Source organism: Nonomuraea sp. NPDC049028 (assembly GCF_043197735.1).
Classification (GTDB): Bacteria; Actinomycetota; Actinomycetes; order Streptosporangiales; family Streptosporangiaceae; genus Nonomuraea.
In genome coordinates, this window is sequence record NZ_JBICTR010000002.1 from 771,029 (window position 1) to 786,892 (window position 15,864).

Annotated in this window: 13 protein-coding genes; 11 read left to right on the forward strand and 2 right to left on the reverse strand. The window is 69.0% G+C overall.

The genetic code is table 11. The features are described from left to right. Nucleotides 1–6: 6 nt before the first annotated feature. Entirely contained in the window at nt 7–1,521 is a 1,515-nt protein-coding gene (locus ACGFJ2_RS09670) for a glycosyltransferase (RefSeq protein ID WP_393466580.1), read from the reverse strand. Between the two features lie 158 nt (nt 1,522–1,679). Here ACGFJ2_RS09670 and thrC point away from each other — a divergent pair, with 158 nt between their 5' ends. From thrC to ACGFJ2_RS09695, 5 genes are all read left to right on the forward strand, one after another. Continuing rightward, nucleotides 1,680–2,738, forward strand: a complete 1,059-nt coding sequence (thrC, locus tag ACGFJ2_RS09675) for a threonine synthase (RefSeq protein ID WP_357942635.1) — start codon at nt 1,680–1,682, stop codon at nt 2,736–2,738. Nucleotides 2,739–2,945: 207 nt separating this feature from the next. After that, on the forward strand, nt 2,946–3,917 hold the full coding sequence (locus ACGFJ2_RS09680) for a homoserine kinase (RefSeq protein WP_358197209.1): 972 nt from the start codon (nt 2,946–2,948) through the stop codon (nt 3,915–3,917). Between the two features lie 456 nt (nt 3,918–4,373). Next, complete coding sequence (rho, locus tag ACGFJ2_RS09685; protein WP_357942640.1) at nt 4,374–6,473, forward strand: transcription termination factor Rho; 2,100 nt, start codon at nt 4,374–4,376, stop codon at nt 6,471–6,473. A gap of 576 nt (nt 6,474–7,049) precedes the next feature. Then, complete coding sequence (locus ACGFJ2_RS09690) at nt 7,050–8,261, forward strand: sensor domain-containing protein (protein ID WP_357942642.1); 1,212 nt, start codon at nt 7,050–7,052, stop codon at nt 8,259–8,261. Nucleotides 8,262–8,270: 9 nt separating this feature from the next. Continuing rightward, a complete protein-coding gene (locus ACGFJ2_RS09695; protein ID WP_357942644.1) occupies nt 8,271–8,906 on the forward strand; it encodes a response regulator transcription factor in 636 nt (211 codons plus the stop codon). On the opposite strand, the gene ACGFJ2_RS09700 is transcribed toward ACGFJ2_RS09695, so the two are convergent. Then, the gene (locus tag ACGFJ2_RS09700; RefSeq protein WP_358197206.1) at nt 8,907–9,881 is read right to left on the reverse strand and encodes a hypothetical protein; all 975 of its coding nucleotides are present in this window, start codon (nt 9,879–9,881) and stop codon (nt 8,907–8,909) included. Nucleotides 9,882–10,158: 277 nt separating this feature from the next. On the opposite strand from ACGFJ2_RS09700, the gene rpmE reads away from it, so the two are divergent. The 6 genes from rpmE (at nt 10,159) to ACGFJ2_RS09730 (ending at nt 15,642) form a co-directional block, all read left to right on the forward strand. Beyond that, nucleotides 10,159–10,377 (forward strand): 50S ribosomal protein L31, encoded by a 219-nt coding sequence (rpmE, locus tag ACGFJ2_RS09705; RefSeq protein WP_225290356.1) that lies wholly within the window; start codon nt 10,159–10,161, stop codon nt 10,375–10,377. An 89-nt stretch (nt 10,378–10,466) separates the two neighbouring features. Then, the gene (gene prfA, locus ACGFJ2_RS09710; RefSeq protein WP_357942648.1) at nt 10,467–11,519 is read left to right on the forward strand and encodes a peptide chain release factor 1; all 1,053 of its coding nucleotides are present in this window, start codon (nt 10,467–10,469) and stop codon (nt 11,517–11,519) included. After that, nucleotides 11,516–12,370: a peptide chain release factor N(5)-glutamine methyltransferase gene (prmC, locus tag ACGFJ2_RS09715; protein ID WP_357942650.1), complete on the forward strand. Its 855-nt coding sequence runs from the start codon at nt 11,516–11,518 to the stop codon at nt 12,368–12,370. Before prfA ends, prmC begins: the two co-directional genes overlap by 4 nt. Before the next feature lie 117 nt (nt 12,371–12,487). Next, on the forward strand, nt 12,488–13,135 hold the full coding sequence (locus ACGFJ2_RS09720; RefSeq protein WP_225290359.1) for an L-threonylcarbamoyladenylate synthase: 648 nt from the start codon (nt 12,488–12,490) through the stop codon (nt 13,133–13,135). 213 nt (nt 13,136–13,348) lie between these two features. Continuing rightward, entirely contained in the window at nt 13,349–15,265 is a 1,917-nt protein-coding gene (locus tag ACGFJ2_RS09725) for a hypothetical protein (protein WP_393466589.1), read from the forward strand. Further along, a complete protein-coding gene (locus ACGFJ2_RS09730; RefSeq protein WP_357942654.1) occupies nt 15,265–15,642 on the forward strand; it encodes a hypothetical protein in 378 nt (125 codons plus the stop codon). The genes ACGFJ2_RS09725 and ACGFJ2_RS09730 overlap by 1 nt, the downstream gene beginning before the upstream one ends. Nucleotides 15,643–15,864: the final 222 nt, after the last annotated feature.

Sequence of the window (15,864 nt, forward strand, 5' to 3'; positions counted from 1 at the left end):
GCGTTTTCAGCTGGGCCGGAGCGCGGACTTGAGGCGGCCCAGGAGGGTCCGTTCCTCGGCGGCGGGAACCGTGACGATCGGCGGTAGCGGCGCGGCGGGCTTCTGGGGCGCCACCTTCTGAGCCGTGGTCTTCTCGGCTGCGGGTTTCGGCTGCGGGGCCGGGGGCCAGTAGCGGTCCGGGTCCTCGTGCCGTACGCCGTGCGTGGTCTGGATGATCTCGTCGAGATCGTCGCCCGGTGCGGCGAGCAGCAGGGCGCGGCCCAGGGCGGAGGTGCGTTCGAGGCGGGCCGCGCGGCCGTCGGGCAGGTCCACGACGAGCACGCCCGTCAGGTCCTTCTGCACCGTCTCGATCATCCGCTCCAGCGTCGCCTTGTGCAGCGGCACGTCGATCGGGCCCCGGTAGCGGAACGGCGCGGGCGCCGGTGTCGGGGCCGCCTCGTCGATCAGCCGGATCCGGTCGTCGTGGGCGAACAGGTCGCGCATCAGCCGCATCTCGAAGAGCGGATCACTGAGCACGGCCCGCCGCCCGTCGTGCAGCCGCGCCCACGGTCCCACCAGCGTCACCACGACGTCCTGAAGCTTGCCGTCGAGCGCCGCCGCCACCGCCTGCCGGACCACCGCTTCCGAGGTGTCCGTGACATCCAGGACGATCTCCACGTACGGCACGAGCCAGCGGCGGCCCTGGTCCTTGCGCAGGTCGCGGCGGAGCGGGATCCGGTGCGCCAGGTACGGCTCGACGGCCCGGACAGCGCGATCCCTGTCACGGTGCTGAGCGGGCAGCCCGAGATGTACGGCCTGCGCTTCCATGTCCGGGATGAACACGACGCCGTGCATCGCCAGCCGATAGGCGAACTCGGTGTCCTCACCGCGTACGACGTTCGGGTCGAGACCGCCCACGGCGTGGAAGACCTCACGGGGAAGGGCGAAGGTCGGTCCCGTGCACACGTGGTAGGGATTGCGGCTCTTGCGGAGCCCGTCGGTCTTGGCGATCGTCGCCTCGGTGGAGCTCGACACGCCCGATGCCAGGTCGAACACGTCTCCCAGGTGTCCCGCCCGGAAGACCTGCTCGGCGGTGATCGCCGGCACCTCGATGAAGCGCTTCATCCCGATCGTGACCAGATAGTCGGTCACGTGGTGCCAGCGGGCCAGGGCCTCGATGTGCTCGCGGCAGGCCACCATGTCGGCGTCGAGGCGCTGGATGATCTCGCCGTCGGCGGCCTTGGCGCCGGTGTTGACGGCGTTCGAGATGCCCCAGCCGGTCTTCACCGGGACGATCCGGGTGTTGACCGGGCGGATCTCCGGCAGCCGGATCGGCGGCTCGCTGCCGTCGTCCACGACCAGGACCTCCATGAGGTGGTCCGGGTACGTCTGAGCGGCCAGCGCGGCCAGCGTCAGCTCCAGATGGGGCCCGCCGTGCGCGGGTATCACCACGCTCACGGACAAGGCCGGTGACCAGGTGCCGAGCTCTGGCGGCGACAGCGGAGAATAGTCGTTCTGCGTCATGGCAGGACGCGCGTTCATGGTGGTGACCCCCCTGCCGGGGACCTTACCGGGAGATGCTGAGAATTTCCTGAAATATGGGTTGTTGCGGCCAAGGCTCGGCGGCCCGGGACTCGACTCCGTGAACACCGCCGGGACCCCGTACACTCGGTGCCCAAGACCGCAGGTAGGGAGTCAGTATGAGCAGGTCGTGGCGTGGCCTCATCGAGGAGTACCGAGAGCGCCTTCCGGTCACCACGAAGACGCCCGTCGTCACGCTGCTGGAGGGCGGCACGCCGCTGGTGCCCGCGCACCGCGTCTCCGCGCTGACCGGGTGTGACGTCTACCTCAAGGTGGAGGGCGCCAACCCGACGGGCAGTTTCAAAGACCGTGGCATGACGATGGCCATCAGCAAGGCCGTCGAAGAGGGGGCCAAGGCGGTCATCTGCGCCTCCACCGGCAACACCTCGGCCTCGGCCGCCGCCTACGCCGTACGCGCCGGGCTCACCTGCGCCGTGCTGGTGCCACGTGGCAAGATCGCGATGGGCAAGCTGGCCCAGGCGCTCGTCCACGGGGCCACGCTGCTCCAGGTCGAGGGCTCGTTCGACGACTGCCTGGAGATGACCCGCAAGCTGTCGTCCAGCTACCCGATCGCGCTGGTCAACTCGGTCAACCCGTTCCGGCTGCAGGGCCAGAAGACGGCCGCCTTCGAGATCGTCGACACGCTCGGCGACGCGCCCGACATCCACTGCATCCCGGTGGGCAACGCGGGCAACATCTCGGCCTACTGGATGGGCTACCGCGAATACGCCGCCGACGGGATCGCTACCAAGGCGCCGCGCATGTTCGGCTTCCAGGCCAGCGGCGCGGCCCCCATCGTCAACGGCGGGCCCGTCGCCCATCCGCACACGATCGCCACGGCCATCCGCATCGGCAACCCCGCCTCCTGGCAACTCGCCACGGCGGCGCGCGACGAGTCCGGTGGCGCCATCGAGTCGGTCACGGACCGGCAGATCGCGGCCGCGTACAAACTGCTGGCCCAGGAGGAGGGCGTCTTCGTCGAGCTCGCCTCGGCGGCCAGCGTCGCCGGTCTCCTTCAGGCGCACGCGCGCGGGCTCATCGAGCCCGGGCAGCGCATCGTCTGCACGGTCACGGGCAACGGGCTCAAGGACCCTGACTGGGCGATCGCCGGCGCGCCGGCTCCGGTCACCATTCCCATCGACGTCCACGCCGCCGCGGCCGCCCTCAACCTGGGCTAGGAGCGCCGGGACTCGTACAGCGTGCGGGCGCATGCCGTGGCCTGCGCTCTGCTTGCCGTACGGATGGTTTGTCATACGGAAGCGTTGCCATACGGAAGCGTTGCCATACGGAAGCGTTGCCGTACGGGAAGCTTTGCCGCACGGATGCTTTGCCGTACGGAAAACAGACCCGTCGCCGCTGAAGGCGGCGGGGGAAAGATCAGGCGAATGAGCACCGTTGACATCCGTGTGCCTGCCACGTCGGCGAACCTGGGCCCCGGCTTCGACACCCTGGGCCTGGCCTTGGGCCTGTACGACGAGGTCCGGGCCACGCTGACCGGCGAGCGGGGCGTCCACGTCACCGTCGAAGGACAGGGCGAAGGCGAGCTCGACCTCGGCGAAGGACACCTGGTCGTCAAGGCCATGCGCAGGACGTTCGACCGCATGGGGGCCGCCCAGCCCGAGGGCATCCGGCTGCACTGCCTCAACCGCATCCCGCACGCCCGCGGCCTGGGCTCGTCCTCGGCCGCGATCTGCGCGGGCATCCTGGCCGCCAGGGCGCTGGCCCGGCCCGGCGAATATACGGGTGCGGAAACCGGCGATGGGGGGCCGCGCGCGGCCGGATTCCCCGACGGATACGGCCTTTCCGACGACGAGGTGTTCGCCCTGGCCACCGAGATGGAAGGGCATCCGGACAATGTCGCGCCATGCCTGGCCGGAGGCTTGACGATTGCGTGGACCGACCACTCCGGATCACCGCGTATGGTGAAACTGCTCCCGGATGTGCGCATCCGGCCTGTCGTGTTCGTTCCGGCGACGCGTCTGGCCACGGAGACCGCACGGGGGTTGTTGCCGAAGGACGTGCCCCACAAGGACGCCTCTTTCAACGCCGGCAGGGCTGCGCTGCTGATCGCGGCGCTGACTCACCGGCCGGAGCGCGGGCTGCTGCTCGCCGCCACCGAAGACCGACTTCACCAGAAATACCGTGCGCCTGCGATGCGGGCCAGTGCGGATCTGGTAGAACGTCTCCGTGCAGTGGGCGTGCCTGCGGTCGTTTCGGGAGCAGGTCCCACAGTCCTTGCGTTTTCGACATCGGATTCGCAGGATTTGATCGCGCCAGAAGTGGGTAATGACTGGCACATCCAGCTTATGGACGTCGACCCAGTTGGTGCGAACGTTCAGTTCCCCGAGACACGCTGATGCCTCTTTAGACCTTCAGGGAATAGCCGTGTGCGCTGGTGATGTTAGGCTGATAGCCGCACCAGATGCCCCCTTGTTGGGTGCGTGCTTGTCAGCCACACATCGCTGCATAATGCTGCACGTCGCGAGGCGTGTGCAGCGCGGCTGTCTCCCCGGAATCCGTTGCCTCCGGTTGGCCCACACCCGGTTGGCCCAACGTGAGGCGGCGACGACGGGGGTCTGCGCGTTCGAATCACCTCGACATCTGGCTGGCGACAGCAATCTGAGGGGTGTCATCCACGCGTCACTGTCCTGTGGCCGCTTGGACGTGCCCCTCCCCAAGAGTGGCGGTCGTCCCCAGCGGCGGCCGAAGATCGCAACGTGCACCCCGACCCGGTCTGTCCCGCCGGATCGCAAGCACCTCCGGGACGCCCGGCAGAACAAAACCGGCGCCCGACCCCTGGGAAGGACCTTTAGTTGAGCGACACCACCGAACTCCTCTCCGACGCACCAGGCTCACCTGCGCAGCCCGCGTCCGGCGACACCCCCACCCGCGCCGCGGCCAAGCCGCGCGCGCGTCGCTCCGGCACCGGCCTGTCCGCCAAGGTGCTGCCCGAGCTGCAGAAAATGGCCGCTGAGCTGGGCATCAGCGGCACCGGGCGCATGCGGAAGAGCCAGCTGATCGCGGCCATCCAGGAGAAGCAGGGTGGCGGCACCGGAGAAGGCGCGCCCGCTGCCGTAGCCGAGGCCCCGGCCGCCGCCGACGCGGCGCCCGCCGCGGAGCGGCCCACCAGGGCACGCCGGGAACGTTCCCGCCCCAAGACCGTTGAAGAGCCCGTCGCGCAGGCTCCCGAGCCGGTGGCCGCGGCCCCCGAGCCCGTGGCCGCCGCCGCCCCGGCCGAGCCGGTCGTGGAGCAGGCACAGCCCGCCGACACCCAGCTCGACCCGCGTGGCGACCGTGGTGAGAGCCGCCGTGAGCGGCGCACCAGAGGCGAGCGCCGTGAGCGTGGCGACCGTGGCGGCAGCGACCGTTCCGGCAACGACCGCGGTGAGGGTGGCCGCGATGTTCGTGACGGTCGCGACAGCCGCGACGGCCGTGATGTTCGCGACAGCCGCGACAGTCGTGATGTTCGCGACAGCCGCGACGGTCGTGACAACCGTGACAGCGGTCGTGATGGTGGCCGTGACGGCGGTCGCGTGGAGCAGCGTGAGCGCGTCGCCGACGGCGGCCGCGGCGGCGACCCGCGTGGCGGCAACGACCAGCGCGGTGACCAGCGGAGCGACTCCCGCAACGATCAGCGGGGCGACTCGCGCAACGATCCGCGCGGTGGCGACGACGACGACCGCGGCGGTCGTGGCAGGCGGGGCCGGTTCAGGGAGCGCAACCGCGGCCGTGGCCGTGACCGCTTCGAGAGCAACGAGCCCGTGATCGGCGACGACGACGTACTCATCCCGATCGCCGGCATCCTCGACATCCTCGACAACTACGCGTTCGTCAGGACGAGCGGCTACCTGCCCGGCAGCAACGACGTCTACGTCTCGCTCGCCCAGATCCGCCGCAACGGCCTGCGCAAGGGCGACGTCATCACCGGCGCCGTCCGGCAGCCGCGCGACGGCGAGCGCCGCGAGAAGTTCAACGCCCTGGTCCGCCTCGACACCGTCAACGGCATGGACCCGGAGCAGGCCCGCAACCGGCCTGACTTCAACAAGCTCACGCCGCTCTACCCGCAGGACCGCCTGCGCCTCGAGACCGAGCCGAACATCCTCACCACGCGGATCATCGACCTCGTCTCGCCGATCGGCAAGGGCCAGCGCGGCCTCATCGTCTCGCCGCCCAAGGCCGGTAAGACGATGGTCCTCCAGGCGATCGCCAACGCGATCACCCGTAACAACACCGAGTGCCACCTGATGGTCGTGCTGGTGGACGAGCGGCCTGAAGAGGTCACCGACATGCAGCGGTCGGTCAAGGGCGAGGTCATCCACTCGACCTTCGACCGTCCCGCCGAGGACCACACCACGGTCGCCGAGCTCGCCATCGAGCGGGCCAAGCGCCTGGTGGAGCTGGGCCACGACGTGGTCGTGCTGCTCGACTCGATCACCCGCCTCGGGCGCGCCTACAACCTCGCGGCTCCCGCGAGCGGGCGCATCCTGTCGGGTGGTGTCGACTCGACCGCGCTCTACCCGCCCAAGCGCTTCTTCGGCGCCGCCCGCAACATCGAGAACGGCGGCTCGCTGACGATCCTCGCCACGGCCCTGGTCGAGACCGGGTCCAAGATGGACGAGGTCATCTTCGAGGAGTTCAAGGGCACCGGCAACATGGAGCTCAAGCTCAGCCGCTCCCTGGCCGACAAGCGCATCTTCCCCGCGGTGGACGTCGACGCGTCCAGCACCCGTAAGGAAGAGATCCTCATGGCCAAGGACGAGCTCCAGATCGTCTGGAAGCTGCGCCGGGTGCTCCACGCGCTCGACATGCAGCAGGCGCTGGAACTGCTCCTGGAGAAGATGAAGGAGACCAAGTCCAACGCCGAGTTCCTCCTGCAGGTCCAGAAGACCACGGTGAGCAACGACCGCGACTGACGCTGGTGAAGGGGCGGCAGAGTTCTTCTCTGCCGCCCCTTTCTCTTTGTACGGCCTTCTCTCTTTGGTACGGCATGCATCACGGGCCCCACACGGGGTCTGGGGCCTCGAGGGACAAGGCGGCTGCTTCCACCAGGGACGGCCTGCTACGACGGGCCGTCTTGGTCCGCTCGGTCGGAGGGGGCGTCCCTCGGTAGGGCCTCGGCCACGACGGGTCGTCTTCGTTTTCTCCCCCCCCTGAGGGGGTTTTCCTCGTTAAGGACCCCAGCCACAACGAACCGTCTTCTTCCTCACCCCGGAGGGGATATCCCTGCAAAGGACCCCAGCCACCCACGGACCGTCACAGGGATCGAGGCGGTCGTATGACGGACCGCCCGAGCCACTGCAAGGGGCACAACCGCTGACCCCATGGGGCTGTGACGAGGCGGTGAGAGCGCCACTGGGGATAACCCCACCTGAGGACGGAAGTCCGCCACATTCTCAGCGGCTCGTTGACCGGGCACCCTTGATGGCATGGTTGCTGTGCCGTTGAGGGAGCGCGTGCCGTTGGGGCCCCGGGGGCCCATTGGCGTTGTGGTGGATCCGGCCACGTGGCGGGCCGTGCCCTACATGCTGGTCAGTCTGGCCTTCGGGGTCGGCTGGTTCGCCGTGCTGGCCGTGGCGGTGCCGTTCTCCCTCATACTGGTGGTCCTGTGGGTGGGCATCCCACTGGTGCTGCTGACCATGTTCACGTGGCGCGGAGCGGCGATGCTGGAGCGCCGGGTGCTGTGGGCCGCGCTGGGCGTACGGATCGCCGATCCCTACCGCGCTCGGCCCGAGCGGGGGATCGGCGCTCATGTGGGGTGGTTGTTCAAGGATCCGGCCACCTGGAAGGACCTCGGCTATCTGTTACTGCTGTTCCCGCTGAGCCTGGTGGAGTTCGTGGTGTCCGCCCTGTCATGGGTGGGGACCCTCACGCTGATCACCGCGCCCTTCTGGCACGCGCAGGGTGAGGTGCTGCGGTTCAACGACACCCTGGCCCTCGACAGCTGGCCGGGGGCGGTGCTCGGCACGATCCTGGGCTTCTGCATGCTGGCCGTGACCGCCTATGCCGTACGCGGGATGGCCTGGCTGCACGGCACGCTGGCCGTGGTGCTGCTCAGCGGGAGCGAGGAGGAGCGGCTGCGGGCCAGCAGGGCCAGGGGCATCGACGCGGCCGAGGCGGAGCGCCGCAGGATCGAACGCGACCTGCACGATGGCGCTCAGCAGCGGCTGCTGTCCGTCGCGGTGGACCTCGGACGGGCGCAGGCCAAGCTCGACCACGCCCCCGAAGAGGCCAGGCTGCTGATCGCCCAGGCGCACAGTGGCACGAAGGCCGCGATCGCCGAGCTACGCGACCTGGCCAGGGGCATCCATCCGGCCATCCTGAGCGATCGGGGGCTCGACGCGGCGCTGTCCGGGCTGGCCGCGCGGGCGCCGGTGCACGTGGACGTGGCGGTCGAGCTCGGCACGGCCGACGAGCGGCCGCCCCCGGCCGTGGAGAGCATCGCCTACTTCATCGTGGCCGAGGCCCTGGCCAACATGGCCAAACACTCGGCCGCCACTGAGGCGTCCGTACGGGTGACCAAGGAAAACCGGCAGGTGATCGTCGACGTCTGGGACAACGGCATCGGCGGCGCCCTGGTCAGCGCGGGCGGCGGCCTGGCGGGGTTAGCCGACCGGGCGGCCACCATTGACGGGGTGCTCATCCTGCACAGCCCCGTAGGCGGTCCCACCCTCGTGCGCGCGGAGTTGCCCTGTGAGTGGTAGGCATTGCACATGCGCGTGGTCATCGCCGAGGATTCCGTACTGCTCCGTGAGGGGCTGGCCCGGCTGCTCGCCGACGGAGGCATCGAGACCGTCGCGGCGGTCTCCGATGGGCCGTCCCTGATCACCGCGGTCAAGGAGCATGCGCCCGACCTGGCGATCGTCGACGTCCGGATGCCGCCGAGCCACACCGACGAGGGGCTGCGCGCCGCGCTGAAGGTGCGGGCGGCCAGCCCGGACTTCCCGATCCTGGTGCTGTCGCAATACGTCGAGGAACGCTACGCGGGCGAGCTCATCGGCCCGGCCGTCGGCTATCTGCTGAAGGAGCGGGTGGCCGACGTGGCCGAGTTCCTGGAGGCCGTGCGGCAGGTGGCGGCGGGCGGCACGGTCATCGACCCCGAGGTGGTGATGCAGCTCCTCAGCAGGCAGCGGCGTGGCGCCCCGCTCGACACGCTCTCCCGGCGCGAGCGCGAGGTGCTGGCGCTGATGGCCGAGGGTCGCTCCAACACGGCCATCGCCGCCCGGCTGGTCGTCACCGAAGGGGCTGTGGAGAAGCACATCTCCGGGATCTTCGCCAAGCTGGCCCTCGGGCCGGCGCCCGAGGACCATCGGCGAGTGCTCGCCGTACTCACCTATCTGGGCCGTTGACTACCTGACGTCCACGAACTCCTGCGGCGACAGCGCGCTGCGGGTCCTGCTCGTGCCGGGCGCCTTGACGCGGAAGTAGCCGTCCTTCTTCATGGTGAAGGACCTGGCGTACTTGCCGGTCGAGTTCGTCTTCACGAAGCGCAGGAGCTTGTACGTCTTGGTGCCCTTGGTCTTGAAGTAGACCTCCAGCTTCTTCTTCGGATACCCCTTGGAGCCGCGATAGACCTTGCCGGAGACCGTGACGGAAGCACCCTTCCGTACCTTGGCCGGGGCCTTGATCGTGATCCTGACCTTGGCCTTCTTCGAGGCGCCGCCCACCGGGGCGACGACGGTGAAGGAGCTGACGCCCTTGAGCGACTGGCCGCCGCGGTTGGCGTACACCTCCAGCGTCCAGTCGCCGGGAGGCGTGTCGTCGCTGAAGAACGTGCTGCCGCGGTAATAGCCGTCGGAGCCGCGCTCCAGGTCGCCCAGGTCGTAGGACTCGTTGGACTCCTCGCTGATGAGCTTGGCGGAGACCGACTCCGCATCGGTCACCGAAGCCTTCACCGAGACCTTGACGTCCTTGCCCTTGACCAGGCGCACCGGGTTGGGCGTGACGCCGCCGCTGGTGATGCCCTGCTTGCCGGAGACATTGAGGACGAAGGCGTTGTTTCCGGTGCCCGAGGCACGCGGGACACTGACGTTCAGCTTCCAGTCGCCGGCGGGGTCGTCCTTGCCGATGCCGAACCTGCCGGTGATCGTCGTCTCCGTGGCCTTGCTCGCCGGAGACGGCCGGAAGTCGAAGTCCACGTCCCGTCCCGACTTGCCGGGCGGAGTGATGCTGCCAGTGACGGCCGCCGTGACGGTCGCCGGGTCCTTCAGCCTGAGAGTGACGCTGACTTCGATGTCCCGGTCGACCGGGATGAACGCGTCCGACGTGGCCGCCCCGTTGAAGTCGCTTCCAGCACTGGCCGCTTGCGCGGCCGAGAGGTTCACGCATCCGAGGAGAAGCGCGGCCCCCGTAGCGGTCGCGAGTAGCGACCGCAGCCCCTTCTTCATCTGATCGCAGTCCTTATGGGATAAAAGTAATGGTTTGTGCGCGGGAGCCTAATGTGACGGCAGTGAGTCCGCTATAAGGTTCCGGGAATGCCCAGTGGCCTGGGACGGTTACAGCATCTGGCACACTGGTAGCTGACCCGCAGCGGTTCCGGCTCCCGCCCGCGTTTGATCGCGACTTCTGGCGACCCGGCGACCGCACCTCGAAAGGACAGCAATGAAGCCCGACATCCACCCCGCCTACAACGTGACCCAGGTCTCCTGCACCTGCGGCAACACGTTCACCACCCGCAGCACCGCCAAGAACGGCGTCATCCACGCCGACGTGTGCTCGGCCTGCCACCCGTTCTACACGGGCAAGCAGAAGATCCTCGACACCGGCGGCCGGGTCGCGCGCTTCGAGAAGCGCTTCGGCAAGAAGTCCTCGGGCAACTAGCTTCACCGACGCCGACCCGGACGCACTCACGTGCGCCGGGTCGGCGTTCTTGGTGAAGAGACCGTTACACCCCAGACGAAGGACACACGGTGAATCTCGACGAGTTGCTCAAGGAGTATTCCGAGCTGGAGCTGCAGCTCGCCGATCCCGCCGTGCACGCCGACCAGAACAAGGCCCGCACTCTCGGCAGGCGTTACCGGCAGCTGACCCCGATCGTGGGCACCTACCGGGAGCTGGCGTCGGCCCGCGACGACCTGGCCGCGGCCAAGGAGCTGGCGGGCGAGGACGAGGGCTTCGCCGCGGAGGCGGCCGAGATCGAGGAGCGCATCCCGCGCCTCGAAGAGCGGCTCAAACACCTGCTCATCCCGCGTGACCCCAACGATGACAAAGACATCATCATGGAGATCAAGGCGGGCGAGGGCGGCGAGGAGTCCGCGCTGTTCGCCGGCGACCTGCTCCGGATGTATCTGCGTTACGCGGAGCGGCTCGGCTGGAAGACCGAGATCATCGACACCCAGCACTCCGACCTGGGCGGCTACAAGGACGTCACGGTCGCGATCAAGGCCAAGGGCGACGAGGGCGTGTGGTCCAGGCTCAAGTTCGAGGGCGGCGTACACCGTGTGCAGCGGGTGCCCGTCACCGAGTCGCAGGGCCGCATCCACACCAGCGCCGCGGGCGTGCTCATCTACCCCGAGGCCGAGGACGTCGAGGTCCAGATCGACCCCAACGAGCTGCGCATCGACGTCTACCGCTCCAGCGGCCCCGGCGGCCAGAGCGTCAACACCACCGACTCGGCGGTCCGGATCACCCACCTGCCCACGGGCACCGTGGTCTCCTGCCAGAACGAGAAGAGCCAGCTCCAGAACAAGGAGTCGGCGCTGCGCATCCTGCGCGCCCGGCTGCTGGCCATCGCCCAGGAGCAGGCCGAGGCCGCCGCGCAGGCCGAACGCAAGTCGCAGGTGCGGACGGTCGACCGTTCCGAGCGGGTTCGCACGTACAACTTCCCGGAAAACCGCATCTCCGACCACCGAGTCGGCTTCAAGGCGTATAACCTCGACCAAGTTCTCGACGGCGAGCTCACCGCCGTCACCCAGGCCCTCATCGACGCCGAAATGGCGGAGAAGCTCGCACAACACTCATGACATTTCTGCTGGACGAAATCGCCCTCGCCACCGCACGGCTGGCCGAGGCAGGTGTGCCCTCACCGCGTACGGACGCGGAGGAGATCGCGGCCTTCGTCCACGCCGTGCGCAGGAGCGAGCTGCACACGGTCAAGGACGCCGACTTCGACGCGCTCTTCTGGGAGGGCGTCGCCAGGCGCGAGGCCCGCGAGCCGCTGCAGCACATCACCGGCCACGCCTATTTCCGCTACCTGGAGCTCGCGGTCGGGCCCGGCGTGTTCGTACCCCGGCCCGAGACCGAGGTCATGGCGGGCTGGGCCATCGAGACGCTGCGCGCGATGGACGTCGCCGCGCCCCTGGTCGTCGACCTCGGCACCGGCTCGGGCGCGATCGCGCTGTCGATCGCCCAGGAGGTCGCGCTCTCCGAGGTGCACGCGGTCGAGGTCGACCCCGGCGCGTACGGCTGGGCCAAGCGCAACATCTCCGAACACGGCCAGGGCCGCACCCACCTGCATCCGGACGACCTGGCCGAAGCCCTGCCCGAGCTCAACGGCAAGGTCGACCTGGTCATCTCCAACCCGCCCTACATCCCTCCTGGCGCGATTCCGCGCGACCCCGAGGTGCGCGACTACGACCCCTCACGGGCCCTCTACGGCACCGGGGACGACGGTCTGGGTGAGGTACGCGCCGTCGAACGTACCGCGCGCCGCCTGCTGCGCCCCGGTGGCTGGGTCTCCGTCGAACACGCCGACGAGCAGGGCAGGGCCGTCTACCTGACGTTCCCTGAGGACAACGGCTGGCGGGACGTACGGCTGCGGCAGGATCTGACCCGCAGGGACCGCTTCGTCACGGCCAGACTTGGCCAGGACTAGGATGCACGCGAGCGGCGCGGCCTTCTCCTGACGGCGAGAGGTCGCGAAGTGATCGAATGAGGAGGGGGGAGCCTCGAGAGCACCGCTCCCCGCCGAGCGGAGCGAGGCGATAAGACCGTGGGAAGACGCTTTGACTGCACGGACATGGAGCAGCGGGCCGAGGGCCTGACGGAGGCCGCCTCCGCCGTACGCCGCGGCGAGCTGGTAGTGCTGCCGACCGACACGGTCTACGGGATAGGCGCCGACGCCTTCACTCCCGCGGCGATCACCGCCCTGCTCGAGGCCAAGGGCCGCGGCCGCGACATGCCGCCACCGGTCCTCGTCGGCACCGTCAGGGCGGCCAACGCCCTGGTCGACGACCTGGGACCGTACGGTCAGGACCTCATCGACGCCTTCTGGCCCGGTCCGCTCACGCTCGTCTGCAAGGCCAACCGGGCGCTGTCCTGGGACCTGGGCGAGACCAAGGGCACGGTCGCGCTGCGCATGCCGCTCCACCCGGTCGCGCTCGACCTGCTGAAGGAGACCGGCCCGATGGCCGTCTCCAGCGCCAACCGCTCGGGCGCCCCGGCGGCCGTCACGGCGGCGGAGGCCGAGGAGCAGCTGGGTGAGTCGGTCGCGGTCTACCTGGACGGCGGCAAGACCACGGACAACACACCGTCCACGATCCTGGACCTGACCACGGCGGTGCCGCGGATGCTCAGGCGGGGGGCGATCCCGGTGGAGAAACTGCGCGGCATCATCGGCTACGTCGCCACGGACGACTGACCACGGGGCCTGTCGGCCTTGGTCTGTTCGTCCACCCGGCTCGTCTCGTATGCCCGTCCGACTGGTTTGCCCGGCGGGTTTATTCGGTTTGTCCGGTCGGCGTGTGCGGCTTGAAGGGACGCCTGACGTATACCGTCTGATTATCCCGGCTGCGGCGATGCCAGCAGGCCCTTACGGTGAAGTCCGGAGCGGCGAGACGTCCGGGAGTGACCCATGGGCAAGTTCGACGGCATGGATCCCAAGCTGGTCCGTGATCTGCTGGCCGAGGTTAAGCACGCGGTCACGCAGATGCGGTCGGTCGAGGGCCGTGTCGGGCAGGTCATGAGCGGGGCGGGTCTGGCCACCCAGACCACCCATCGCCCGGTCCAGGTGGCCGACGCCGCCGAGGTGATGGTCCGTGACGTGACGGCCCGGCTTGGGCTGCTGGAGAAGAAGGCCGATCACCCGCGGATGGGGGATCAGGCCAAGGAGGCCGCGCCGACGGTGGGCAGCGACGCCAAGGACGGCGACGAGCCCAAGAAGGACCGAGGCGATGAGCGGTCCAAGTACGAGAACCCGCGAGCGGACGACGACACCCCTGCCGACAAGCCGGACGCCAAAACCGGCGAGGACAAGCCCGACGCGAAGACGGGCGATAAGCCGGATGCCAAGACGGACGATAAGCCTGACGCGAAGAGGGATGACAAGCCGGACGCGAAGACGGGCGATAAACCGGACGCGAAGACCGACGATAAGCCGGACGCGAAGACAGGCGAAGACAAGCCTGATGCTAAGGCTTGCGATGACGACAAACCGGACGCCAAGACCGGTGCGGACAAGCCGGACGCCAAGACGGGTGACGACAAACCGGATGTCGACAACATCACGCCTGACACCGGTGACGAGCCCAAGGACGACGACATCGCCAGCAGGCGAGATCGCGGCGCCGACTCCGACAGCGGGATCATCGACACCCCGGCCAAGGACCATCCCGACGACTCCGACCCGCACAAACCTCGGGTCATCGTGGTCGACGGTGTCAAGGTGCTCCAGGTGCCCATTGATCCGCCTACGGCCGAAGAGTTGCGGGCGCTGCTCGACGACATCGAGAAGGTGCAGCCCGCCGAGATGCCCTCGGTCTCCGGCGACGCGTCCACGCACGGCGCGGACGTCAACGCCTGGGCCAACAACGGCAGCGACGTAGTGTCCATCGACGCCAAGCCGTTGGACCCCGACGCGGTGTCGACGGTGGTGGACCACGCGCGCGACGTCCAGCCGGCCGAGATGCCGAGGGTGGAGGTCCCGGCGGACGAGTACGGCACGGGCGAGTGGGCACCCAGGCACATCAGCCCCGACGGCCAGCCGGGGACGATCGACCCCGGCAGTGCAACCTCATCCACGGGCCACCACACCCCATCAACTGGAGATATAGCCTCCGCAACCGGCACGCGGTCCGTAGACGACATATCGGGCTCGACGGCGGACACGGCCGCTACGGCCCAGACAGCCGACTCCACCGCGACGGCGGACACACCCACGGCCACGACCGACACCGGCGAGTGCCAGGGAACGGACACGGGAACGCGCTCGACCGGCGACGGTTCGGTGGTCACACCGGCGGATCCGCCGGGTCAGCAGGTTCCGGATCAGAAGGCGGGTGATGCGACGCCCACCAACCCGCCGGGTCAGCAGGTGCCCGACCACAGAGCAGGTGACACGACACCGACCAATCCGTCGGGGCAGCGGGCCACGGATGTCTCGATGCCCACTGTCGGTGAACCGGTCGTGGTGCCACCTACCGAGCCGTCGGCGGATCAGGGTGGCTCCACCCCGCCGCCTGCCACCGACAGCGCGACGCCCCCGCCCGCCGACACCTCCACCCGCGAGACCACCGCTACGACCGTCTACGCGGCACAAGGGGCAGATGCCGGGAAGTGGGCCGGCGACGTCGTCTCCATCGACGTGAAGCCGCTGGACACCGACGCGCTCAGCACCCTGGTCGAACACGCCCGTGACGTTCCGCCCATGGACATGCCGAGCGTGCAGGTGCCACAGGGCGAGTACGGCAAGGGCGAGTGGGCGCTCAGAGACATTCAGCCTGATGGGCCGCCCGGCACAATCGAGCCGGGGACCCACGAGAGGAGCGTGTGATGTACCTGGACCCGCCCGCCCCTCAACCCCGCCAACCGGGCGAGAACCCGCCCGTCAACGGTAACGGCAACCCCCTGGAAGCCCACCCAAGGGCCTGGGAGTTCAATCCCGAGTACCAGCGCCTGGTCACCGCCTGGCAGACCGTCCTACCCCTGCTAGAGGGCCTCACAACGGCCCTTGACAAGGCGTACCAGCTTGCCAAGAGCCCGCAGACGTGGGATGCCCCTGTGGGCACCCGCTACGTCGAGGACATCGGCGCGTGGCGCTCCAGGCTCGCCCTCTACCGTCAGGCCGTGCTGACGTCGATCAGCGAGGAGGCCGCCGACACGCCTCGCTGGGTGCCCAGTGCGATCGGCGCCCCTCACGCGTTCTCCTGACAGCCCGACCCACTGACCGCCCACCTGACCGCTCGGCTGGGTCGATGCTGAGCCCAGTCACTCGACTGGCCGTCACACCGGCTGCTCGGCTGGTCGCCTCGTCGGGGGCGGCGGCCCCAACGGTCCCCCGGTGTTTCGGTCACCCGACCGTCTCAATCTCGGTGACGGTCTGACGTGGCTGGGATCTTTTGGAGGGATATCCCCTGCGAGGAGTAGGGGAAG